Genomic DNA, 21,423 nt, shown 5'->3' with positions numbered 1-21,423 from the left:
TCTGTTGTCTGATGTCTCATATCTAATGTCTCAAAAATGTTCAAGCAACTCAGAAACATCGACACGGCATTTAAGCACATCAAGGCGTTCAGCATCGCTGTCATCGTCGCTTGTGTACTGATTTCCGGCTTCGCGATCTATAAAAGCTACGAAACCGCGGCACGGGTGCAGTCCAGCATCTGGGTGATGGTGGACGGCAGGGCGGTCAAGGCGATCGCCGCCGGGCGTAAGGAAAACCTCGAAGTGGAAGCCCGCCGCCACGTGGCCGACTTCCACCGCCTGTTCTTCACGCTCGACCCGGACGAAAAGGCCATCACCGCTACGGTCACCCAGGCGCTGTACCTTGCCGACGGGAATGCCAAGCGGCAGTATGATAACCTGCGCGAGAGCGGTTATTACGCAGGCCTCATCTCCGGCAACATCAGCCAGCGCATTGCCATCGACAGCGTGAAACTGGACATGCGCCGTCAGCCCTACGCGTTCCGGTGTTACGCCACGCAGCGGCTCGTCCGCTCCAGCGGCACGCTCACGCGCATACTGGTCACCACGGGCACGCTCCGCGACGTGGCCCGCACGGACAATAATCCCCACGGCTTCCTCATCCAGCGCTGGGAAACCATCGACAACAGCGATATCCAAACGAAATAAAAATGGCAGCAACACCGGAACAACACCACGAAAACACCAGCAATACGACACGTGAACGGCTGGCGCAAAACATCGCCGGCCGCATTACGCGTACCCAGACCTGCGTCGCCGGACGGCTGAACCGCGCCTTTTCACGGCTCGGTAGGGTCACCCAACTGATCGCCATGGCGCTCGTTCTCGCCGCCATGGCGGCTTATTGCGCTTACCTCGTCTTTTCCAACCTGCCATAGTCTGTTATCTGATGTCTATTATCTCATATCTCAACACAAAAAAATGGAAACACCAAAAGTCACCCCACAGATGCAGCAGCGACGGAAGTTCCTGCTTGCATTACCCATCCTCGTGCTGCCTTTTGCGGCGCTGGCCTTCCACGCACTCGGCGGCGGACAGGGAAACCTACGGGAGGAATCGCCCTTCGCGGGCATCAACACCGGACTGCCCGAGGCCAGTTTCCGGAAAGAGCAGCCCACCGACAAGCTGGCCTACTACGAGCAGGCCAGGCGCGATTCCGCGCAGCGCGCAAAGGCCGAGCGCAGCATTGCCACCATCCCCGGCTTCGACAGCACCGGAGGCAGCGGCTCGCAGGAACAGCGCATCAGCGAGAAGCTCGCGCTAATCGAGGCCGAACTCGCCAGGCCGGACGACAACCCGCCCGTTTATGGCGGCAGCGCGGGTTACCGCACGTCACCGGACGTGCCGCGGATGCCGGAGACCGCCGCCGATGTCGAGCGGCTGGAACGCATGATGGACCAGCTCAACAGGCGCGGACCGGATGATGATCCTGAAATGCAGCAGCTCAACGGCATGCTGGAACGGATACTCGATATCCAGCACCCCGAGCGCGTGCAGGACAAGCTGCGGGAACAGTCCCTGGCTAATCGCAGCAGCGTCTATCCCGTCACGCTCGCCGGAGACACGTTGCCCGGCACGGCCATCCGCGCCGCCATCCACCGCGCCGCGGAGGTTACCGACGGGGCCACTGTCCAGCTGCGCCTGCTGGACAGCGTATACATCGACGGGCGGCTCGTGCCGCGCAACAGCTTCGTCCATGGCACCTGCCAGGTGGACGGAGAGCGGCTTACCATCCGCGTCCGCACACTGCGCCACGGCAACGCCATCCTGCCCGTGGCGCTCTCGGCCTATGACATGGACGGGCTGGAAGGTCTTTGCGTCCCCGGCGCGATGACCCGCGACGCCGCCAAGCAGGGAAGCAGTGACGCCATCCAGTCAATGCAACTCATGTCCATGGACCCTTCGCTCGCCGCCCAGGCCGCAACAGTGGGCGTCAACGCCGCCAAGGGACTGCTGTCCCGGAAAGTCCGGCAGGTACGCGTCAGGGTCAAGGCCGGCTACGAAGTCCTGCTCCGCGACGGCAACCAACGCTGATCCATTAACCCTTAAAATAACAGCAAGATGAACAGAACCACCCTTTTGACACTATTGGCCTGCCTGCTTTGGACCGTGGGCAGCGCACAGGTAACACCGCTCCGGTACCGCACCGGGGAAGCCGCGGGAATGCCCCGCAACACCACGGGCATTGCCGACCGCAACAGCCGGATGTCCGCCAAGCTCGAAAGCATCCGCATCCACGGCGACGTGCTCTATTTCACGCTCTTCCTGCATAACCGTTCCCACATCGCCTTCGACATCGACTTTGTCCGGTTCTACATCCGTGACAGGAAGACCGCTAAGCGGACCGTCACGCAGGAACATGAACTTCCGCCGCTGGACATCCACGGGTTGGAACACCCACGCGTGGAAGGGCGCTGCGGCAAAACCGTCACTGCCGCCCTCGGCAAATTCACCCTCGCCGACGGCAAACTGCTGGCCATTGAGATCTACGAAAAGGGTGGGGGCAGGCACCTGTACCTGACGGTACGGTATCACCACATCGAAAACGCAGAGCCATTAAACTGACCGCACCATGCAACTGGCAAGACCCGATATCGCACCCAGGGTAGCCGAGTACCTGCACGGACAGCAGGAACGCGGGATGCAATGGGCCGTCTACGAATCCGAAGCGGACATCACCGGGGCGTGGGACTTCACATGCTTCCGGCGGCAGCGCGATGCGCACGCATTCCTGGACGCAGGGTTTGCAAATCCGCTGCACCTGAGGGTGGACACCATCCCCAGCCTGCTCCACAAACTGGAAGAAAACATTGATCACCAACAAACAATACGAACCGGGGAAACACCCCATAACAAAAAGGAGGATAACATGAATCTCAACAATTTGGAGGAAAACAAGGGATACCTCGCCAAACTGCAATTCGACCCCACCCACATCAAGGAGCTGGAAGAGAAGATGGCCAAGGGCATCGCGGCATTTGAAATCACGGACCAGTTCATCGGGGAGGGGGAACGGAAAAGCATCGTCGACCTGAGTGTACCCGTGCGCCAGTCCGGCCAGTCCGGCAACTACTTCATCGACAGGTACGAATTGACCAACGCCCGGGCTGAACCCCTTCCCGAGGGCCAGCGGTATTTCGTGGTCACCAAGAACGGCGAAAAGAAAGAAGACCTGCAACGCCCGTTCACCAGCCCTACTAGGGCCATCGAATACTTCAACGGGAAAAACGGGGAACGGGAACTGGTCATGGGCAAGACCGCCGCGGACGGTGAACTGCTCGTCCGCAAGGAGGACGACAAGCTGATCTACGTCAAACCGGAGTTCAATGAAACTTACCATTCCAAGCCGCTCACCCAATCGTTCTATATCAACAAGGGCGAAGGCTTCACGCTGCCGCAGGCGCTTAACCTCGTACAGGGCCGCAGTGTCCTGAAGGATAACCTGATCACCGCGAACGGGGAATCCTACAAGGCATGGGTGTCCATCAACCGCACCGACCCCGTTTCCACCGGGACAGGATACCGCTATTACCAGTTCCGCGACCCCCAATACGGCTTCGACATGGGCAAGGCGCTTCGGCAGTACAGCATCCCGGAACAGAACGATCCCGTGAAGCTGAAAGACATCATGGAAAGGCTCCGCAACGGCGATCGCGTGCCAGTGACGATGGAAAAGAACGGCAAAAGCTACAAGGTGATAATCGAAACATCACCCAAGTTCAAGAACATCAACATCCACGAACGTGACGGCAAGCCCCTGATGCGGGAGTTCTTCGACCGCAACAGCCAAAGCCTTTCCGAGCCGAAGGCGCTCAAGCGCAATTGGGACCGCGAACAAAAACAAGGGATGCGGTTATAAAAGCCAAAAAACCAAACGAACGGGAGGAAACTCCCGTTTTTTTAGTTTATTTGCAATGCAGCTATCACCGACACTGCCAATTAACCATTTCTTTAATATAAAAAGTAACCATCATGAGCAAATTCGCACAGCTAAAGGAACTCATCGCCTCCGCGGAGGAAGACGCGTTGAAATTCTACGACAAGGCCAATGCCGCGGCAGGCACCCGCCTCCGCAAGGCGTTGCAGGAAGCCAAGACCCTCGCCCAGGACATCCGCAATGAGGTCACCGCCCTCAAGAATAAAGGGAAATAGCCCCAACCGTTTCCATCCCAATACGATGGCGTACCATATCAAATTACGCCATCGTATTTACTGTCAAATGTTGCTACATAATATGACACTAAACCTTGCGGATATATCCCATTTCGATTTCTTTGAACAACTTGATAAGTACGCCGCAGAAATTGAAGCCATGCTCGAATCTCCCGATATCGAAGCAGTCGCAGTGATTGATTTCAAAACATTCGCGAATACGAAAATCACAGCTGTTAAAGAGCATGTTTCCAAATATATAGAACCCGATGCCAGCGATATCTTAAGTCTGCTGCAAGACCACTGCAACAACGTATTTGATATCGATTATTCCCTATACGGTTTTGACAAGGAACCCGAAATCAAGAAAGAGATTGACCGGCTGGAAGGATACCGCCGGAGCCTGAAGTCGATGATGAAATACCTGTCCATCATAGACACGCTGTTCGACAAAACGTACAAGAACCACATTGAAACGATCATAGATAAAAATGATTTCATACTGGACAAATTAAACGGGCTATTCGATGACCACAATTATTCCGTTTCGCTGATCCTGTCATTTAATGGCATAGGTTTCAGAAATGGTGAACCACGGGAAATCGCTGAGGACTTGGCTAAACGGGGTTATGTCATATTAGAGAGGCGGTACGGTGAATCAGACCATGTAAAAATTTCCGTAAAAGGGGCATCCTATATCGAACGGAAGAATAAACAGCGGAAAAACTCCCAAGCTAAAAATGAGCTGGATAAAAAGATCGACAACATACTCGAACATTTGACGAAGTTGGGTTACGGCCAGGAAATCATTTTCAACGAAATCGACGAACTCAGGGGGTTGCAGCACAAAATATCGAAAAAAACCTGGTCGCAACTGTTAAAGGGGAAATTATTAGATTTGACATTGGACAAATTGATCAATATGGAAACCGCAGCTTCCATTTATGAATATTTGACGAGTAACAGTTTCAGATTACTGAAACAATAATCGGGCTTATGTAACTTTATCGGCAATGGACGACATTCTCTACTATCCCTATATCAACGTCCCGAAAACCCAATGGACGTTGAGAACTCTGTTATACTATGACAGTGTCGGTTCAATCGTTCCGGGAGAATATTTTTATGATCCGGAGCGGCTTTATGACCCTTTTATGCTGGAGCTCGTCAGGGAGCGGTTGGTCGTCCCGATTAACCCATTGGGTGTTCTGGATAATCCGTGGAGGGTCACCGATTCCTTTTTGGAGTATATTGCGGCAAATGCACAACGGATCAGGCGACAGCCTTTTAGACCAGCAGCCACGAGGCGTGTACCGATTCATGATAGCAAATTCCAAGGGGTACACATACATGGGGATAAATTCGGCGACAATCTTTTTGACCGATTGCAGGAGATGGGACTTGCCGAGCGGGGAGCCGGCAGATGGTTCCATGTTGAGCCCCGGACAGCGGGTTCAATGATGGCGTTTTTGGCATCGGTTATCGGAGAAAAAACGGAAAGGTTGCCAACTACCGATGTCAGGGGACCAATCCGTCCACCAAGAAATCTGGCGGCCATGCAACAGAAAAGAGAAACAATACTCCGGGAATTGATCCCTTTTCCCGAAAACATCGATTTATACAGATTAAGGAGGTTCAAGGACACGCATCGCGATTTGCTTATGGCATTCAAAAACCGAGTTGAGATGCTTACACTTGACCCGCAATTCGTCGCAGGAACCGATCTTTTCAATGAACAGTTAAGGGAGTTGACGATTAGACGCGATGAATTGGCCGCCAGGATGGACGAAAACCAATTGGGTAAAATATTGTTCGGTACCGTTTGCGGTTTGATCGGGGCATTTACGGGTCTGATATCTTCCGGTAATACATGGGGAGGAATAGCAGGGGCACTTCCGGGGTTTGCCAACGCCGTGCACGGCGCATTGCAAATTGAACGGGCGGAAAACACCGTAGACCAAAGCGGACTGAAATACCTGGCCCTATTGGATAAACGCTTATCTATACACAAACCATTCACGGTCCGTCGTTGACATTTTAGCGTCACTTATAAATCTCTCTTAGTATATCATCCAATTGGTAATCGGTTGTTTTTCTCAACCCTAAAAAGGATATTTTCCTCTCAAATAAGGCTCGATGGAAGAGTAGTTCCCTGTATATATTTGGAAAGCCAGACTTTAGGAAAATGGTCGTTATTATAGTTCCATTTCCGTAGCTATGGTCAATATCGCTGATCCAAAAGAAATTATGGGGCAATCTTACCTTTGCAAAACTCCAATGGAACCGTTCTCCAATATGGAAATGCCTATCCGTCCAAATGTGGTAACTTAGCCACGCATCTTCTGATTTATCCGAAGCATGGAATGCATAAAGCAAATCGGACTCCTTGGTTCTGAACAATTCCGGCTCCTCTTGATTAAGTTCCATTAGGTCATCGGCTATCATGGGAAGCCACTTGTGGATACGTTTCTCATTCAGATCGGCTGATATTTTCTTTATGGTGGGGAACTGAAAGTCCGCTTTATCATCCAACCATTCCGGTGCAATCCGGATAAGGTAATCGATCAGGGTGTCATAGACGCGACCCTTCAATAAATGAAGCCATCGGTATTCGCCCAACAGCCCGATTAATACGTCAACATTTCTTGGTTTCATAATTCGCGATTTGGATTTTTTTGATGCCATCTATTCCGGACCAAGCCGATTACCTATTTGGTTTGGAACTACCAAACAAGGGTACACTTCCCTATGTAACACCATCAGCCGAAAACTAAATCCGGAAAATTACTTGGATCAGCCTCTTTATGAAACCTGCGGATAACCATCCGGTCAGTGGAAAGTATCAAATCATCGCGAGTAATGCCCCAACCGATGTCAAAACAACAATGCCATACCATACCTTTTTCGGGAACTGTGCTGGTAAAATACTTGAAGTGAAACCCTGCATCCACCAATCTGCTTTTAGTCAGCTCAACTTCGTCTTCATAACCAAGAAATTTGAGCAGAATAAGGTGGTTTTGTTTGATAATCCGGAAAATTTCGCGATAGGTTTCCGGGATTTGTTCTGCAATAACGTGCCGCTTCTTCCTATTGTAACTATTCCGGCAGCCATCGTTACAGAACTGCTTATCGGTACGGCCCCTTAATATTTCATCGCATTCCTTGCAACGCCGTTCCCGGGTGGTTGATGTGTCTTCCATCATCGGTGTCCAATTGGTGTCCTAACAAAGGTAGCGATTAGCGCGTAAACTTTTCGGGAATCGGATAATCGTTTTCCGAATCGGGTATGCATTTTCGTGAACGGGTAATGTGCATTTGTACCGACTTTTTCCTATCCCGCTTCCCAACTTTGCCCGTAAACAACACGAATACGATCATGGCAAACAAATCGGCACTCACCGAAGCATTCCCGTCCGCATCCGGCAAGCGGCATTACTTCCTCGACTATATGCGGGCCGTAAACGGCAGCAACTATATCCGGCTAACGCGTAGCGATGCACAGGAAGACGGCACCTACCAGCGTTCCAGCGTGGTGGTGTTCGAGGAAGACTTCCAGTTTTTCATCCAGGCATTCTCCTCGCTGTTCCACGCAGCGGCATACCTTGACGAAGGGGAGGTGTCGGTTTCCAACCTCAAGAAGGCCAAGCAGGGCTTCCGTCTGAACCCGCCGGATACCGGACGGTTGCGTCCATGCGAGCGCATGGAGCTGCTGGGTCCGACAGAACTATCCGATACCGACCTGTTGGCCACCCTTATCGGCAGCGGCAACCCGTGGCATTCAGCCGTGGATATTGCAAGCCTTATACTGGGCGAGGCCGGCCACGACCTGCGCAAACTCGGACAGGCGGACCACAAATGGTTCATGCGGTTCACCGGAATGGGACTGGCGAAGGCCAGTGCGGTGATGGCCGCGATGGAGCTGGGAAAGCGCATGTTCTGGGTAAACATCATCCAGGGACCGCTCAAAGTGGGATTCATCGAAAGTTAAGGGCGATGGAAAATATCAGCACGTTCCGGGCAGCTATCGATGTGAACGGGGTTATTGTCCCGCATCATTACCTTTGCCATTACCGCACCCTGCGCTTCGGCTTTGACGCACTTTCCTGCAGCATCATCCATTTCAAACAGGGATATCCGGACGCCGTTTCCGCGTGGGTGGACTGCGCTATGTCGGCTGCGCGCAGCGTGGGCATGGGTAAGGGAGACATCGTTGTCCGCCCGATGGGCAGCTTCGAAACGGAAATTTCCGCTTGCGGTTTGGAGTACTCGCTTGATGAGGTATGCCGTGCTATGGCTTATGCTTCCAACAGCCGTTACCTGCCCGTTCTGCTCGAAAAGCGGCATTCCGTTCCATCCTTAAACGGAATGAACCGCACGGAAAGGAGGGAGGCTGTCCGCGGGGCATACCGGGTATCACCGGAATATACAGAAATGCGTTTTCGCCGCATTTGGGTCATCGATGACGTGCTGACCACCGGCGCCACGGCATCCGAAATCGCCCGTATCCTATTGGAGGCCTTCCCCAAGGTATCCCTGTCCATATTCACCCTGGCCAAAGCCGAAAACAACGTGTCGAAAGAACGGCCGACAGCATTGCATGGCGCCCGGTACCGGTGGTCGGCAGGCGGACGTTGGACCCGGATAGGGATGCGGCTATGACCTGACGGGAATACCGGTTAACGCCAAATTACTGTTCACGTACCGAATCTAACACTATAGCCAAGTTTGCCCCAAACCGCCGGTAAGACTATTAGCTGGCTCATCGGCCTTTGCTAAACAAATTTCTCAAACACCCCCCTTACATCAAGGCGGCTCCACTGCGTTCCGCTTGTTTCCGTAAAAAAATCTCCACCCCCCGCGCTGCGCTTGGGGGTCGTATTTTTTTACGGAAAGCCTTGCCTTTAAGGGGGGCGTGTTTAAGGGGGGCTGTTTATCAAAAGCCGGCGAGGCTACTGCCGAGCGACTTTTGCGGAAAAGCTCTTTAAAAACTATGCGGATGGAAAAGAACAAGGCGCCCCCTCCTTGCTCCCCGATTCGGGGCGTATGGGAAGAAGGATTCAACACAATTTTTTATCAAAAATTAAATCATTATGAAAACAGTGGAAACGGCCAATAAGGCCACGGAAAACAAGAACGGAGTAAACAGCAGCACGGTTAAACCAATGGACGGCAAAGCAGCGGCCGCGGGCATCAAGCCCAATACGGGATTCGATGCAAAGGCAGCTACAGCGGAAAAGGACGGGAAGGCAGCGGCTTCCGCAGCCCCCAAGGCCGTGGGCGCGGCGGTCGCCACGCAGCCGGAAGCCAAACCCGCGGCGGCCGGGGAACTGAAAGCCGCGGAGCAGCCCCAGCCGGCCAAACCTGCGTTAAACCTTGAGAACACGCTGAAACTGGTGGAAGAACTCCACCGCAGGAAGCGCCAACGCGACAGGCTGATTGAAACCATCGACAATCTGGAAGCCTTTGAAGTCGAGCAGCAGGAGGAATCGGACGAAACGGACGGCAATTATTACCAAGGCTGCAAACTGGTCGTCGAGGACGATAACCGCAATCAGTTCGCCACCAAAAACCCCGTCATCATCGGGGCGGTGGCAACGTTCGTCCGCGACATGTGTACGCAACGGCTCGCCGAAATCGAGGCCGATATCAAAATCCCCTATTAACCGGTAACCGGATACCCTTTGCACATAGGCAGAGGGTATCCCTTTTCCATAGCATGATGAAATACGAAATCATTTATCTGATGGTACGTGTGACGGTGCAGACCGCACACGCAAACATTTCCGATACCGTGCAAGAGGTGGAAACCGGAAGCGGGATGCATTTGGACGACACTCCCCAAGTAAAGGTACTGGATACCGAAATACTGTTGACAAGAGTAAGTAACCCCAAAAACAACAATCATGGCACATAATATCAATTTCAACGAACGGACAGGAAAACATAGTTTTTTCAGCGTGAAGGAAAAGGCCTGGCACGGCCTCGGTCAGATCGTGGAGGAATACCCCACGAGCGCCGAGGCCATCAAATACGCGGGACTGGATTACACGGTCGAAAAGCGCTACCTGTTCACCTATGGGGACGACACATGCCCCGAAACCGAGGACAACGATTGCGTGATGGAATGGCGCATTGACGTACCAGACCATTTCGCCACGGTGCGCGCCGATACGGACGAAGTGCTCGGCGTGGTGGGCAGGGATTACGAAATCGTACAGAACACGGACGCATTCGCGTTTTTCGATAACCTCGTGGGCGGCAATGGCGGCATAAAATACGAAACCGCCGGAGCGCTCGGAAAAGGCGAAAGAGTATTCATCACCGCCAAACTCCCCGACATGCTGCGTGTGGGCAGGGATGATCTGATCGAGCAGTATTTATTGCTCACCACCTCCCACGATGGGTACGGCTGCATCACCGCGGCATTTACTCCCATCCGCGTGGTGTGCAATAATACCTTGAACGCTGCATTGCGCAGCACCACCAAATGCGTGAAGATACGCCATACCGCAAATGCAAAGGACAGGCTCAACGAAGCCCATAAGCTGCTCGGCATCACCCACCGCCTTGCGGACGATTTGGAAGAAGTCTTTAATCAGTGGTCACGGGTACGCATCAGCGACCCCGATGTTAAAAAGCTGATTCAAATCGCGATGGCACCCAATCCCGAAACCATGGAAGCATTGCGCACCGGCAACGATGACGCGCTATCCACCCAATACCGAAACATGGTAGATAATGCCTTTGAATACGCCATGGCCAGCCCCACCCAACAGGGTGAAAGCGCCAAGGGAACCCTGTACGGCGCATTCAACGGGGTAACCGGCTACTTTCAGAATGTCCGCGGCTACCGCGATGACGAAACCAAATTCAAATCCATCATGGGAGGAACCGCCCTGCAACGGTCGGAAAAAGCCTTTTCCTTATGCACCGACTTCGCCCGTTCAGGTGATAGTGCATTAACCCTCAATTAAATCCAAAAAAGGCGTTTACAGGTCGTGTAAGCGCCTTTTTTGATTAAAACACTTCTTCGCATTATGTAAAAAGGAGGGCTTAAAAGTCCTGAAATGGCCTCTAAAGGCCATTTTTTGCTCCTAAGAGCCTTTAGGAGATGTTTAAACGTTATTTAGGTTTTTTGGGAAGAATGTGATTGAAAAGTATCCAAGATTTATCCCTCAGAAACCGGTTAAGTTGAATGTCGTCAAATTCCGTTTCTCTCAAAATTAAACATAGTAACAGGACTTTTAACTTTTCTGTTAGTAGAAATAAGGCGCTTCCGGTCTTAGCTTTCTTTTTAAGAGATGAATCATAGTGAGTGTAATAGTTCCTACTATTCTTGATGTCGCGAATAAATTGTTCTTTATCATCAATAATATCAGTTAACAAGTCAATATCGTATTCCGAAAGTAAGCTTTTTAGTCTATCGTGAAGGGTCGGTTCATTAGCAAAATGAAGTTTAGAACTCAGCCATTCCTTAAATTCTTTGCTAACATCTTCAATGATGCTGTTTTTCATTGCTTTGTATTCTTCGGTAGGCAGTACTTGATTTTTTCTGAATCGTCTATGGAAGGTTTCAACCGCTTGAACAACGTTCAGAAAGCTGTTTTCAGACAATATCCTATCCGAGGCCACGCTGTCAACCAAAAAGTCGATTGAAGGAGAGAGCCTGTCTTTGATTTCATACCACTTTTTTATTATCCTATTAAAATTGAGTGAAATGTCTTTGTAACTAAATATCATTTGATGCCAAGATTTGTTTTTCGGACTCTTGGCCCAATTACCAAAAAGATAGACCTCAATTATTTTTGAATATCGCTCGCCAGCATGTTCTTCATAGATTTTGGAACTGCTGACATCCAGCGACGTTACCTTTACGCTTTCAAACTGAGCAAGACTTAAAAAATCTTTAAAATGGAACATGGCACCTACTAAGTCCTTAAATGGAGCTTCTTTTTTTGAATGAATTTCAAAAGAAACAGTTTGGGTTAATGAAACAGTTTGATCAGGAAACGGACATCTGAAGCCAAATGAAAATTTGCCCGTCATGTGGTCTGACAACGTAAAGGTGATTTCTTCAGGGCGCCTATATTCAAATCGAATCTTGTCAAAATCAATCTCTTCATCAATAATTCCTGAGACTCCGAGCCATTCGTAGAAATTAGAAAAGTCCCCATTTATAGTGTCGAATTTTAAATCTTCAATGGAGGAAAAATGCGCTCCGACGAATATGACATTTGCCCGATATCTGCAAGTTTTGATTCCGGTTTCGGTTTCTCGGTAACTTATCATGCGGCATTGATGTAGGGTGATTGCCTTGCCTTTATCGTTATAACCAATAATAAGTTCTTGATAATTGTCTTCCAAGGAACGCGTTTGCCCAAATGTGCTCGCAAGTGAAAGCTCGATTATGCTTTTATCGATGTCGAAAGTCAAGGTTCCTGATACTTCTTTGGATTCGGAGGATGGTGAGCTCCAAACACCTTCGTAAACATATGAGTCCTTCATGCAAAGAAGATTTTATATTTAGTTAATGAGAGTGTCTAATCTAATTAGTAATCGATGATTTTATTCGTCAGAAGTAGAGCTAATGGCGGTTTCGATTTTAGAAAGTTCATTCTTAATTCGCTCTTTCGCCTCAGTCTTTTTTATTTCTTCTAGTTTTTCATCTAAAGACAGGCAAATGCACTCTTTTAACACCGGAAAATAGCTTAGGCACTGGTCTTCGTTTAAATTGTGGATTCCACTGCTAGATATACGATAAATGTTTTGATTTTCAGTAAGGTTATGGGGAAGAAAATCTTTTACTTTTTGAAATTTATCCTTGAAGCGTAACGCCTTATATTTTTCAATGTTAAAAGAAGTATCTATTGCAATTAATGTTTTCACTGCATCTTTCATAAAATAATTCTCAATGATTCTCCTAAGATGTGTAAACGCTGCCACTCCGAAGCCATTTGAATGGAGTACAATGGCGCTGTTTAAATCACTAAAATTATCACCGAGGATTTTTTTATACTTGTCAATTTTCCCACGGTTAATTTCTAAAGCAGACGGCGATTGCCCAATTTTCCGAAACCTATTTTCTTCTACGTTGAAGATAAAATAAAGTTTATGACTGTTATTTCGTGTACATGCAAAATCAAGTGAATATAGCCCTATTGGTATTTTGAATGTTTCTCGTGAGCCTGGCCTGTCATACCCTAAGTGTAAATTAACCTTCTTCTGTTTTAGGTCTGAAAGCGATTCGAAATCGTTTGTAAATACTGAATAGCTACCGCAAGATGTGCAATAACAGTCAATAGAACCAATGTAGAGAATAATCTCTTCTACAATATTTTTACCTAATTTATCGATATAATGAAATTTATACGCTGGGGTGTCCAAAATATAACTCCCAATCTCGCTTTTTTCCATTGCTAATTATTTGTAAACAAAGATACTGAAATGGGGTTTAAAACTGGAAAAGTTAGTGGTTATAAGATGTGTGTAGACTTTATACGTTACGGTTAGGATTTTTTTATAATCTCCTCCACCACCTGAAAAATCCCCTCTAAAAGTTCTAAGGGAACCTCATCTTCCGCACAACCAACATAGCGCCCCTGCTTTTGCAGGGGTTTTGTTGTTTTAACGCGAGTCAAGCTTGCTTGTGCGAGCGGTAAAACAACAAAACCATCGGCACGTAGTGCCGGCGCTGTGTTGGCTGTAACTCCCCATCCACAGATGGCTGCTGGTCTGAGTGCGGGAATTGCGGGACTCAGCCAATCTGCTCTTCCGCACAGCCGACATAGCGCCCCTGCTTTTGCAGGGTTTTTTTTGTAGCTCTGAGATGCGGTGTTACTGCTTTGCTATCGGTACATCCAACGCCGCTCCCCGGTCTCCCTGCTCCTCCATCCAATGTTTTAGTTGACTGGTGTATTGGCTGACCAGCGCCTGGTAGGCCGGTTTCCCGGCCAGGTTTTCCAGCTCGTAGGGGTCTTGCTGGATGTCATACAGCTCAACGGCCGGTCGATGCGTAATGCGCGCTATCAGCGGGCTGTAGGCAGGATCGCCGGAGGCTTTTTCAACCCAGGTGGTCCACACAAGATCATTCCGTTGAGGGGCCATCATGTACTTGATGTGATAAACCGAATCAGGCAGCAGGTTCATGATCAGCTTATACCGCTGGTCTCTGATGCTCCTGATGGGATAGGCTGGGCCTTCTGGAATATTGTTGTGGATGCCATAGGCGACCTCACGGTGTGTCGTCTTTTTTCCCTCCATTACGTTTTTGAAGCTTTGACCATCTAATCCAGGAATGGGTTCTCCGCCCGCAATATCAATCAACGTGGGGGTGATATCCTCATACTGGACGATCGCATCCGTTTCTGTTTTCGGACGTACCGTATTGGGCCACCGGATGATCATGGAACTTTTTTGGCCATTGTCAAACAGGGTCCATTTCCCACCTGGGAACTGCGGCCCCTGCTCTCCTAAGAAAATGACGATCGTATTCTTGTCCGCTCCAGTCTCCCTAAGCAGGTTCATGATATCGCCTACTTGATTATCCAGCCTGCGTACTTCCGCCAGATACCGGCAGAACTGGGTTCGTGTGAGCTTGGTATCGACCCAATGGGCAGGTAGTTTGAGTTGGTCGGGGTTAAATTCATCCGGATCACCCATTGTCCAGGGGGCGTGCGGATTGGTGCTCATGATGAATAGGCAGTAAGGATCGCCTTGTTGGATATACTGTCGCACACTATCCAGGGTGTAGTCGTCGGTCTTGGCAACGCAGTTGGGTTCAAATCCGTCGACGATGTCGAAGGGAAAAACGGATGCCGGCTTGGTTACATGATCTTTCCCCGTGAGGCCGACGCGATAACCCAACTCCCCGAGGTAATGGCAAACGCTTTTCAGGTCGTTATACACGGGCTTATGGTTTTGGTAGGCACCGTGCCGGACAGGGTATAATCCGGTGAATAAGGAAGCTCTCGTCGGTATGCACATCGCCTCGGAAGCAATCATCGAATGAAATGTAAGGCCGTCTGACGCCAGTTGATCAATATGCGTTGTCTGTATATTTTCTCCCCCGTAACAGCTCAATTGCCTGGAGTCCAGATCGTCCGCCATGATGATGATGATGTTGGGTTTTTGAGGGTTGGCAGACGCTTGTGCCGCTGCCGATAGCGGAAAAAGAACGTAACATATCAAGCCAATGAGGGGGATAGTACGTGTTGCCTGCTGAACGTTTGTCATGCTGTTTCGGGGTTTATAACGGTCAAACTTAATAAATTACCCAATGATCCAGAAATGATATCGAAACAAATCGCCCCTTATAGGTGTTACTATCCAACGTTAATTTATAAAATCTAAAGATTAAATACCATGGCTATTGTAAAAGTGATTGAGGTGATTGCCTCATCTGATTCGAGTTTCGATGATGCGATCCGCAACGCGGTAAAGGAAGTGTCCGCTACGGTAGACAACATTGATTCGGTATACGTAAAAGATTTCAAGGTGCATGTGAAAGATGGCGAGATCGCCTCCTATGGCGCCATCTGCAAGGTCTCGTTCAGAGTGGAGCGTACAGGCAAATCCGGTTAGGGGTTCCGTGTAGGTGCTTTTATTTCGGCACGTTGCGCTGGCGTCAGTGCCTTGAATTTGGCATAGGTATCCATGATGTAGAGGCGCAGGTCGGCTTCATCCGCGGTGGACAGAAAGTCAACCGTCGGGCGGTATTTGGTCATGTATAGTTCGAGGTCGCGGTCTTTCAGTGGGGTCACGGCCATCACGGCTTCCGGCGTGAAGCGGGCATCGATTTTGCGGCGTTCCTGCTCAGCGAGCAGCAGCTTATAGCGTAGGCGTGCTTGCTTGCCTTGCTGTCCGAACCAGCGGGAGGGGGAGATGCGTACGCCACCGCGGCGCTGCGATGCTTCGGCCACTTGACCTTCTTTTCGCGCGCGTTCAATCTCCGCAACTAAGCGGGAGTCGGTCATCGCCTGTATCTGTACTTCATCGATCTGGATAGCGCTTCCATCGGTGGTCATATACACGCGTTTGATCTCAAACGCCGTGACCACGAGCGTGTCTGTGCGGTACCCGGGATATTCGAATTGCAGGCGTTCATTTTTTTTGACCGGTATCGCAAATTTGCCGTCCGCTTGGCTTTCTGTCAGCACCCCCGTTTCCAGGTTTTTGATTTCGACATATTGCAAGGGCTCGCCATCGCCCAACTCAAGGACATATCCCGTGAGCGTATCCTGCTGTGCGAGGGCGGTGAAGGAAAGAGCCAGTAGGTAAAACAGCACATGCAGCGCCTTGATCAGCCGCTTGGCGCTCGGTGTCGTACGGGTGTATAGACGCTGCATGTGATGTTTCCGTTGATGCTTGTTCGTTATGTTATTGCGTCGGCTGGGCCGAAGCTTCCCATCGGTTGTTGTCCGGATTGTGATCGGGATATACCTTATCCGGATCCAGCTGTACCGACACCACTTCTTCGGTCGATGGATAACTAAAGGTCCAAGAAGTATTGCGCTCCCACACCTCTACGGGCAGCTTGACCCGGTGGGTATCGCCGCTTTTCGTGGTGATGTCTGCCACGATGGGCATGGGCAGCTTCTCCAGGTTGTCTACCGTGATCAGCACGCCCTGTGTCGGATCGTTGTTGGGATAAGCGACAGCGCGCACGGCTTGGTCCAACCGCCAGTTGTATTTGAACCATCCCCGCCAATACCAATTGAGGTTTTCGCCCGCTACATTTTCAATGGTACGGAAGAAGTCTTCCGGGGTAGGGTGCTTGTATGCCCAACGGTGGAGATAGGCTTTGAACGCGCGGTCGAAGCGCTCAGGACCGAGGATCTCATTGCGGAGCAGGGCGAGACCGAACCCGGGTTTCAGGTAAGCGAGCAATCCGATGTTGCGCTCCTGCATGTTTTGCGGGGCACTCATTACCGGTTCAAGATCGGGGCGTGTCAACGCTTGTGCCAAGCGGTTGGCGTCGCCCATGGGGCGGTAGTATTCACCATTGTTGAATGCCTCGGCAGACAAGTCGTTGATAAACGTGTTGAAACCCTCGTCCATCCACGCATGCAGCCGTTCGTTGCTGCCCACGATCATCGGGAACCAGATGTGGCCAAATTCATGATCGGTCACCCCCCACAGTCCATTGCCTTTGGATTTATAGCTACAGAATACAATCGCCGGATATTCCATGCCGCCGATCTCGGCCGCTACGTTTACGGCAACGGGGTAGGGGTATTCCATCAGTGTCTTCGAATAAAACTCGATGGACGCTTTGGTATATTCCGTCGAACGTTCCCAGGCGTTCCCGCCGTTGCTTTCAACGGGGTAGGCCGACAGCGCCAAGGAGGTCTTGCCACTGGGCAGATTGATCTTTGCCCCATCGACGATGAATGCCGGGGAGGAAGCCCAAGCGACATCGTGTGATTTTTCAAGGCGGTATTTCCAGGTCAGCTCTTTTTTGCCTTGCGGACGGGAGCTGGGTTGGGTCACTTCCTCGGCCGATCGAATGATGACGGTTTTATCGCTTTTCTTAGCGCTTTCCAGTCGCTTTGCCTGCTCGGGCGTATATACGTCGGCGGGATTGAGGAGCTCTCCGCCCATGACCACGATGTGGTTGGCCGGGGCAGTGATGTCTACCTCATAGTCGCCATATTCGAGGTAAAACTCACCCGGACCTGTATAGGGCTGTACATTCCAGCCCAGCACATCGTCGTATACCGCCACCCGGGGGAACCATTGGGCGATGGCGAAAATCTTGCCGTTTTGGGTTTCCAGTACACCGGTACGATCGGCCCCATGGGTGGGTACGACGTAGGAGTAGTCGATGCTGATGGTGGTTTTGCCGCCATTGGGTTCCAAGGGCTGGGGCAAAAATACCTGCATGCGCGTATCGGTGATCAGGTGTTCGGCATCGCCGTTGCCGATTTTGACCGACTTGATATCGTAGCCGCCGTCGAAATCCGATCGGGCATCGCCATAGCGGCTTTTGGTCAGCGGCACGATGAGGTGCCCGCGGCCTTCCTGCGAAAACATGTTCTGATCCAGCTGCAGCCAGATGAAGTCGAGCTGATCCGGACTGTTATTGGTGTACTCAAGGGTGACAGTGGCCGTGATGCGATTGGTCTCATCATCCAGCCGGGCCGCAATCTTGTAGTCTACGGCATTCTGCCAATACTTGGGTCCCGGCATGCCGCTGGCTGAGCGGTATTCGGTGCCGTTGCTGCTGTAGAAAAATGGATTGAATGCTTCCTTGTAGTCATACTTGCTTTCGGTGGTTTGCGACCGCACCGTTGATGGCGAAACCGCCAGCAGGAATGCGGCGCCGATAATGCTTGATATAGCCGATTTTTTATTCATATGTGTTTTGTTTGGTATTGATTATTTCAATGTGTTGTTATATTCCGCTTCGTCAAATCCCAAGAGGACGCCCGTGGGGCTTTCGATCACCGGGCGCTTGATCAGGCTGGTCTTCGCCTGCATCAGTTCGTTGGCCGATGCCGCATCGACGACCGCATTTTGCTCCGCCGGCGAGAGCTGCCGCCAGGTGGTGCCCCGTTTGTTTACCAAGGGTTCCCAGCCGACTTGATGTTCCCAGGCTTGCAGTTTTTCTTCCGATACCCCTTCTTTCTTGAAATCATGGAACGTATAAGCGATGTTGTTTTCTTCTAGCCACGAGAGCGCCTTCTTTACTGTGTTGCAATTTTTAATTCCGTAAACGTGCATAATCAAACTTTTATGCAAGCAAACTTAAAATTAATATCCATAATTACCGAAAAAAACGCCCCCTAATTTCCGCCCTGTTGGCCCCCGCCCCCCGACACGTCGTCGTTTTTAATGCCGCGGCGGTTTTTGCGGATTTGGTCTTTCAACCGCCCGAAATTATAGGTGAGGCTCACGTTGAAAGTACGGTAGTAGTTTTGGAAAAACGATGATTGGGTAAAGTTCGGCCCGCTCATGTCGTTCACGTAATTGCGGTACTTGTTAAATGGATTGGAAACTGACCCGGAGAGGCTGAGTTTCTCTTTGATCAGGTCTTTGGAGGCGCTGATGCTGTAGTACGGGAACGAATTGCTCTTTCCCTGCAGCGTGATGTATGGCGAGCTGTAACTGAAATTGCCATTTACACGCCAGCCGTCGTCAAACAGATAACCCAATCCCCCGTATACATAACCGCGCAATCCGGAATTATTGGTTTCTTGCCCACCCACCACGCCTTCCAGCCAGATGTAGCTTATATCACCGCTCAGGTTGAAATTCAGCTTTTTGGTGATGGGATAGTTGATGCTGATGTTGGTGCCCAGGGATTGATCCTCGCCGATATTTTCATAGGTAAACCGCGAGATACCGGTTTCTTCATTGTAGTTGATGAGTTGTTGGATGGTATTATTGGCAAAGGAGTAGCTCATGCCCACATTGATGCTGGCCTTGCCGAAGCTGCTATACCGTAGATTGAAGGTGTTGTTCAGCACCGGGCGCAGGTTGGGATTCCCGGTGTACTCGAAATTCGGATTGGACCGATTGACAAAGGGGTTGAGGTTCCAGATCCCGGGACGTTGTATCCGCTGCGTGAAGCCCAGGTTGAGTGTCTTACCTTGTTTGAGGATGTGGTTGATGGCCACCGAAGGGATGAAATTAAAATAGTTTTGGTCCACATTGGCGTCGCTGGAGATGAAGTCGGCTTTTATGACCGTCTGCTCGGCGCGTAACCCCGCGCTGAAGCCCCATTTCTCCAATTTATACTGGTACGAATTGTAGACGCTCAGGATATATTGATTATTTTCGTATGTATTGGTTTGCGTAGGGTCTTCAATAAAGGAATTGCTTGCCTCATCGAAGTTTGCCGAACGGAAATCACTGCTGTTCAGCCGGAAGATTCCCTTCACACCGCCTTCGATGTTCAGCTTATTGACCGGATGTACATAGTCGGCCTGGATGGTATGCTCGTCTTGGCTGCCATCATTGGTCTGGTTATAGTCCGGCACCACGTAGTTGATCCGGTCGGTAATGCGCATCCGGTTGTCCTGCCCTTCGACATCGTGACCGTACCGGTACGAAAAGGTCAGCATTTGTTCTTTATTGCGCTGAAATCCTTTTTGGTAGTTGAGCGCAACGTTGTAGCCATCCCATTGGGTCTCGCCCCGGTTATACATGGCAAACCCCTGCAATGGCGCACCATCTAGGGTGTTCGTATTTGAAAATTGGCTCATATCGTTATCGAATCGGCCCAGGTTAAATCCGATTTCGCCGGTGATGAGGTTGAGGCTGTCAATATCATAGCTCAGTTCGGTGCCCAGATAGGTAAATTTGCTTCCGCCTTCGGTGAAGCCGTTTTGAAACAGCGTATTGGGCTGGCTGCCCTGCGTGACCCGTTCGTAGCTGCTTTCGGTCTGGGGGCGCTCGGATAAGCTGCCTCCAAAATAAGCAGAAGCACCGAATTTCCCTTGTTTTAGCGTGAGCGAACCGCCTGCTCCCGGTCCGCCCGCCGGCGCCCGGTAACGGAGATTGACCGAGCCGCGATAACCATTGTCGACATTTTTGCTGGTCACAATATTGATGATGCCGGCCAGGCCTTCACTCTCGTACTTCGCGGGAGGGGTGGTGATCACCTCTATTTTTTCTATGGATCCAGCAGGCATGGCTTTCAGCACCTCTTTTGGGTTGCGCGCAATCATGCTGGAGGGCTTATTGTTGATGAAGATCCGATAGTTCGAATTGCCCTGCAACAATACATTTTCATCCCCATCCACCGAGAGCAGCGGCACCTTGCGCAACAGATCCAGTGCGGTGAGCACCTTGCTTTCGGGATCGGCTTGCACATCATAGGTCAGCCGATCGATATCCTGTTTGACGATGGGCCGGGCTGCCGTGACGACCACCTCCTCGAGCGCGCGCGCGTCAGCGGTGAGTTGCACATCGCCCAGCTGCAATAGGGGAGTGCCGTCAACTAGGATAATGGGCAGTTCCTTCGGATGGTACCCCACGGCAATGAAGGTTGCCACATATTTCCCCGGCGTCAATCCTGTCAGTTCAAACTCGCCATTCGCATTGGTCACTTTGGATGTTATCGCGGCACTATCTGCGCGGATGTTGATGGTTACGTATTCCAGGGCTTGGGTACTCGCCGAATCTACAACCCGGCCATTGATGACATAGGTCGTTTCCTGGGCCATTGAAGTGAGAAATGAAAGGAGTAGGAATAAGCTGAAAAAGGGTAGCGATCTACGTGTCATGAGGTTTTACTCGATAAATGGTATGCACTATTGTTTTAGTTCT

General features: G+C 50.7%; 23 protein-coding genes. 14 read left to right on the top strand and 9 right to left on the bottom strand.

Going from position 1 to position 21,423, the window contains the following annotated elements; genetic code table 11:
- The first annotated feature begins 36 nt into the window (after positions 1 to 36).
- From traK to ACMGDE_RS17765, 8 genes are all read left to right on the top strand, one after another.
- Positions 37 to 648, top strand: a complete 612-nt coding sequence (traK, locus tag ACMGDE_RS17800; RefSeq protein WP_436834179.1) for a conjugative transposon protein TraK — start codon at positions 37 to 39, stop codon at positions 646 to 648.
- A 2-nt stretch (positions 649 to 650) separates the two neighbouring features.
- Complete coding sequence (locus tag ACMGDE_RS17795) at positions 651 to 878, top strand: hypothetical protein (protein WP_436834178.1); 228 nt, start codon at positions 651 to 653, stop codon at positions 876 to 878.
- A 43-nt stretch (positions 879 to 921) separates the two neighbouring features.
- Positions 922 to 2,034 (top strand): conjugative transposon protein TraM, encoded by a 1,113-nt coding sequence (traM, locus tag ACMGDE_RS17790; RefSeq protein ID WP_436834177.1) that lies wholly within the window; start codon positions 922 to 924, stop codon positions 2,032 to 2,034.
- 27 nt (positions 2,035 to 2,061) lie between these two features.
- Positions 2,062 to 2,565, top strand: coding sequence for a DUF4138 domain-containing protein (locus ACMGDE_RS17785; protein WP_436834176.1), 504 nt, complete (start codon positions 2,062 to 2,064; stop codon positions 2,563 to 2,565).
- 7 nt (positions 2,566 to 2,572) lie between these two features.
- Positions 2,573 to 3,859 (top strand): hypothetical protein, encoded by a 1,287-nt coding sequence (locus ACMGDE_RS17780; protein WP_436834175.1) that lies wholly within the window; start codon positions 2,573 to 2,575, stop codon positions 3,857 to 3,859.
- A gap of 113 nt (positions 3,860 to 3,972) precedes the next feature.
- Positions 3,973 to 4,152: a BF3379 family histone-like protein gene (locus ACMGDE_RS17775; protein ID WP_436834174.1), complete on the top strand. Its 180-nt coding sequence runs from the start codon at positions 3,973 to 3,975 to the stop codon at positions 4,150 to 4,152.
- Between the two features lie 82 nt (positions 4,153 to 4,234).
- On the top strand, positions 4,235 to 5,140 hold the full coding sequence (locus ACMGDE_RS17770) for a hypothetical protein (protein WP_436834173.1): 906 nt from the start codon (positions 4,235 to 4,237) through the stop codon (positions 5,138 to 5,140).
- 25 nt (positions 5,141 to 5,165) lie between these two features.
- Positions 5,166 to 6,185, top strand: coding sequence for a kinase (locus tag ACMGDE_RS17765; RefSeq protein ID WP_436834172.1), 1,020 nt, complete (start codon positions 5,166 to 5,168; stop codon positions 6,183 to 6,185).
- Positions 6,186 to 6,195: 10 nt separating this feature from the next.
- Here the strand turns inward: ACMGDE_RS17765 and ACMGDE_RS17760 are convergent, their stop codons facing one another.
- Entirely contained in the window at positions 6,196 to 6,807 is a 612-nt protein-coding gene (locus ACMGDE_RS17760; RefSeq protein ID WP_436834171.1) for a hypothetical protein, read from the bottom strand.
- 104 nt (positions 6,808 to 6,911) lie between these two features.
- The gene (locus ACMGDE_RS17755; protein ID WP_436834170.1) at positions 6,912 to 7,352 is read right to left on the bottom strand and encodes a hypothetical protein; all 441 of its coding nucleotides are present in this window, start codon (positions 7,350 to 7,352) and stop codon (positions 6,912 to 6,914) included.
- Between the two features lie 176 nt (positions 7,353 to 7,528).
- Between ACMGDE_RS17755 and ACMGDE_RS17750 the strand changes: the two genes are divergently transcribed.
- From ACMGDE_RS17750 to ACMGDE_RS17730, 5 genes are all read left to right on the top strand, one after another.
- Positions 7,529 to 8,140, top strand: a complete 612-nt coding sequence (locus ACMGDE_RS17750; protein ID WP_436834169.1) for a UPF0758 domain-containing protein — start codon at positions 7,529 to 7,531, stop codon at positions 8,138 to 8,140.
- A gap of 5 nt (positions 8,141 to 8,145) precedes the next feature.
- On the top strand, positions 8,146 to 8,811 hold the full coding sequence (locus ACMGDE_RS17745) for a ComF family protein (RefSeq protein WP_436834168.1): 666 nt from the start codon (positions 8,146 to 8,148) through the stop codon (positions 8,809 to 8,811).
- Between the two features lie 431 nt (positions 8,812 to 9,242).
- Positions 9,243 to 9,815: a hypothetical protein gene (locus tag ACMGDE_RS17740; RefSeq protein WP_436834167.1), complete on the top strand. Its 573-nt coding sequence runs from the start codon at positions 9,243 to 9,245 to the stop codon at positions 9,813 to 9,815.
- Positions 9,816 to 9,868: 53 nt separating this feature from the next.
- Positions 9,869 to 10,066 carry a hypothetical protein gene (locus ACMGDE_RS17735; RefSeq protein WP_436834166.1) on the top strand — a complete coding sequence of 66 codons (198 nt, stop codon included), beginning with the start codon at positions 9,869 to 9,871 and terminating at the stop codon, positions 10,064 to 10,066.
- Entirely contained in the window at positions 10,056 to 11,126 is a 1,071-nt protein-coding gene (locus ACMGDE_RS17730; protein WP_436834165.1) for a DUF932 domain-containing protein, read from the top strand. Before ACMGDE_RS17735 ends, ACMGDE_RS17730 begins: the two co-directional genes overlap by 11 nt.
- A gap of 148 nt (positions 11,127 to 11,274) precedes the next feature.
- On the opposite strand, the gene ACMGDE_RS17725 is transcribed toward ACMGDE_RS17730, so the two are convergent.
- From ACMGDE_RS17725 to ACMGDE_RS17715, 3 genes are all read right to left on the bottom strand, one after another.
- Positions 11,275 to 12,657, bottom strand: coding sequence for an ApeA N-terminal domain 1-containing protein (locus ACMGDE_RS17725; protein ID WP_436834164.1), 1,383 nt, complete (start codon positions 12,655 to 12,657; stop codon positions 11,275 to 11,277).
- 60 nt (positions 12,658 to 12,717) lie between these two features.
- The gene (locus ACMGDE_RS17720) at positions 12,718 to 13,566 is read right to left on the bottom strand and encodes a hypothetical protein (RefSeq protein ID WP_436834163.1); all 849 of its coding nucleotides are present in this window, start codon (positions 13,564 to 13,566) and stop codon (positions 12,718 to 12,720) included.
- Positions 13,567 to 13,986: 420 nt separating this feature from the next.
- Positions 13,987 to 15,384, bottom strand: a complete 1,398-nt coding sequence (locus ACMGDE_RS17715) for a sulfatase family protein (protein ID WP_436834162.1) — start codon at positions 15,382 to 15,384, stop codon at positions 13,987 to 13,989.
- A 129-nt stretch (positions 15,385 to 15,513) separates the two neighbouring features.
- On the opposite strand from ACMGDE_RS17715, the gene ACMGDE_RS17710 reads away from it, so the two are divergent.
- The gene (locus ACMGDE_RS17710) at positions 15,514 to 15,732 is read left to right on the top strand and encodes a dodecin family protein (RefSeq protein WP_436834161.1); all 219 of its coding nucleotides are present in this window, start codon (positions 15,514 to 15,516) and stop codon (positions 15,730 to 15,732) included.
- On the opposite strand, the gene ACMGDE_RS17705 is transcribed toward ACMGDE_RS17710, so the two are convergent.
- The 4 genes from ACMGDE_RS17705 to ACMGDE_RS17690 form a co-directional block, all read right to left on the bottom strand.
- The gene (locus ACMGDE_RS17705; RefSeq protein WP_436834160.1) at positions 15,729 to 16,496 is read right to left on the bottom strand and encodes a peptidase associated/transthyretin-like domain-containing protein; all 768 of its coding nucleotides are present in this window, start codon (positions 16,494 to 16,496) and stop codon (positions 15,729 to 15,731) included. The genes ACMGDE_RS17710 and ACMGDE_RS17705 overlap by 4 nt on opposite strands.
- A 31-nt stretch (positions 16,497 to 16,527) precedes the next feature.
- Positions 16,528 to 18,507: a M1 family metallopeptidase gene (locus tag ACMGDE_RS17700; RefSeq protein ID WP_436834159.1), complete on the bottom strand. Its 1,980-nt coding sequence runs from the start codon at positions 18,505 to 18,507 to the stop codon at positions 16,528 to 16,530.
- Positions 18,508 to 18,528: 21 nt separating this feature from the next.
- Complete coding sequence (locus ACMGDE_RS17695) at positions 18,529 to 18,873, bottom strand: ArsC family reductase (protein WP_436834158.1); 345 nt, start codon at positions 18,871 to 18,873, stop codon at positions 18,529 to 18,531.
- A 62-nt stretch (positions 18,874 to 18,935) separates the two neighbouring features.
- A complete protein-coding gene (locus tag ACMGDE_RS17690) occupies positions 18,936 to 21,380 on the bottom strand; it encodes a TonB-dependent receptor (RefSeq protein WP_436834157.1) in 2,445 nt (814 codons plus the stop codon).
- Positions 21,381 to 21,423 lie beyond the last annotated feature (43 nt).

It is taken from the genome of Parapedobacter brassicae (assembly GCF_051400755.1).
Classification (GTDB): domain Bacteria; phylum Bacteroidota; class Bacteroidia; order Sphingobacteriales; family Sphingobacteriaceae; genus Parapedobacter.
The sequence above is the reverse complement of the archived record's forward strand: the minus strand, read 5'-3'. Positions and strand labels throughout refer to the sequence as shown.

What these genes read in the sequence shown, in the direction of transcription:
- ACMGDE_RS17745 (WP_436834168.1), top strand. Translation starts at nt 8,146, where the DNA reads ATGGAAAATATCAGCACGTTCCGGGCAGCTATCGATGTGAACGGGGTT.
- ACMGDE_RS17720 (WP_436834163.1), bottom strand. Translation starts at nt 13,566, where the DNA reads ATGGAAAAAAGCGAGATTGGGAGTTATATTTTGGACACCCCAGCGTAT.
- ACMGDE_RS17715 (WP_436834162.1), bottom strand. Translation starts at nt 15,384, where the DNA reads ATGACAAACGTTCAGCAGGCAACACGTACTATCCCCCTCATTGGCTTG.
- traK (WP_436834179.1), top strand. Translation starts at nt 37, where the DNA reads ATGTTCAAGCAACTCAGAAACATCGACACGGCATTTAAGCACATCAAG.
- ACMGDE_RS17725 (WP_436834164.1), bottom strand. Translation starts at nt 12,657, where the DNA reads ATGAAGGACTCATATGTTTACGAAGGTGTTTGGAGCTCACCATCCTCC.
- ACMGDE_RS17760 (WP_436834171.1), bottom strand. Translation starts at nt 6,807, where the DNA reads ATGAAACCAAGAAATGTTGACGTATTAATCGGGCTGTTGGGCGAATAC.
- ACMGDE_RS17770 (WP_436834173.1), top strand. Translation starts at nt 4,235, where the DNA reads ATGACACTAAACCTTGCGGATATATCCCATTTCGATTTCTTTGAACAA.
- ACMGDE_RS17730 (WP_436834165.1), top strand. Translation starts at nt 10,056, where the DNA reads ATGGCACATAATATCAATTTCAACGAACGGACAGGAAAACATAGTTTT.
- ACMGDE_RS17775 (WP_436834174.1), top strand. Translation starts at nt 3,973, where the DNA reads ATGAGCAAATTCGCACAGCTAAAGGAACTCATCGCCTCCGCGGAGGAA.
- ACMGDE_RS17750 (WP_436834169.1), top strand. Translation starts at nt 7,529, where the DNA reads ATGGCAAACAAATCGGCACTCACCGAAGCATTCCCGTCCGCATCCGGC.
- ACMGDE_RS17695 (WP_436834158.1), bottom strand. Translation starts at nt 18,873, where the DNA reads ATGCACGTTTACGGAATTAAAAATTGCAACACAGTAAAGAAGGCGCTC.
- ACMGDE_RS17780 (WP_436834175.1), top strand. Translation starts at nt 2,573, where the DNA reads ATGCAACTGGCAAGACCCGATATCGCACCCAGGGTAGCCGAGTACCTG.
- traM (WP_436834177.1), top strand. Translation starts at nt 922, where the DNA reads ATGGAAACACCAAAAGTCACCCCACAGATGCAGCAGCGACGGAAGTTC.
- ACMGDE_RS17755 (WP_436834170.1), bottom strand. Translation starts at nt 7,352, where the DNA reads ATGGAAGACACATCAACCACCCGGGAACGGCGTTGCAAGGAATGCGAT.
- ACMGDE_RS17735 (WP_436834166.1), top strand. Translation starts at nt 9,869, where the DNA reads ATGATGAAATACGAAATCATTTATCTGATGGTACGTGTGACGGTGCAG.
- ACMGDE_RS17765 (WP_436834172.1), top strand. Translation starts at nt 5,166, where the DNA reads ATGGACGACATTCTCTACTATCCCTATATCAACGTCCCGAAAACCCAA.
- ACMGDE_RS17690 (WP_436834157.1), bottom strand. Translation starts at nt 21,380, where the DNA reads ATGACACGTAGATCGCTACCCTTTTTCAGCTTATTCCTACTCCTTTCA.
- ACMGDE_RS17705 (WP_436834160.1), bottom strand. Translation starts at nt 16,496, where the DNA reads ATGCAGCGTCTATACACCCGTACGACACCGAGCGCCAAGCGGCTGATC.
- ACMGDE_RS17795 (WP_436834178.1), top strand. Translation starts at nt 651, where the DNA reads ATGGCAGCAACACCGGAACAACACCACGAAAACACCAGCAATACGACA.
- ACMGDE_RS17700 (WP_436834159.1), bottom strand. Translation starts at nt 18,507, where the DNA reads ATGAATAAAAAATCGGCTATATCAAGCATTATCGGCGCCGCATTCCTG.
- ACMGDE_RS17710 (WP_436834161.1), top strand. Translation starts at nt 15,514, where the DNA reads ATGGCTATTGTAAAAGTGATTGAGGTGATTGCCTCATCTGATTCGAGT.
- ACMGDE_RS17740 (WP_436834167.1), top strand. Translation starts at nt 9,243, where the DNA reads ATGAAAACAGTGGAAACGGCCAATAAGGCCACGGAAAACAAGAACGGA.
- ACMGDE_RS17785 (WP_436834176.1), top strand. Translation starts at nt 2,062, where the DNA reads ATGAACAGAACCACCCTTTTGACACTATTGGCCTGCCTGCTTTGGACC.